This is a genomic window from Paucilactobacillus vaccinostercus DSM 20634 (genome assembly GCF_001436295.1).
GTDB classification, from domain to species: Bacteria; Bacillota; Bacilli; order Lactobacillales; family Lactobacillaceae; genus Paucilactobacillus; species Paucilactobacillus vaccinostercus.
In genome coordinates this window covers 1-217 of record NZ_AYYY01000037.1, presented here as the reverse complement: position 1 = coordinate 217, position 217 = coordinate 1, and the positions used below count along the sequence as shown (strand labels likewise).

Here is a 217-nt window from a genome sequence, read left to right as displayed (position 1 = left end):
CGCGGTGTTCTCGGTTGTTTTAAAAAAATATTTCGATATTATTTAGTTTTCAAAGTGCAAGTCTTACCAACCTGTCGGTTGGTAATGGAGAATAACGGGATCGAACCGTTGACCCCCTGCTTGCAAAGCAGGTGCTCTCCCATCTGAGCTAATTCCCCATATATGGGCCTAAATGGACTCGAACCATCGACCTCACGCTTATCAGGCGTGCGCTCTA

At 46.1% G+C, this 217-nt stretch carries 1 tRNA gene; it reads right to left on the bottom strand.

From position 1 onward, the window contains the following. Positions 1–85: 85 nt before the first annotated feature. A tRNA-Ala gene (locus FC26_RS07855) sits at positions 86–158 on the bottom strand. Positions 159–217: the final 59 nt, after the last annotated feature.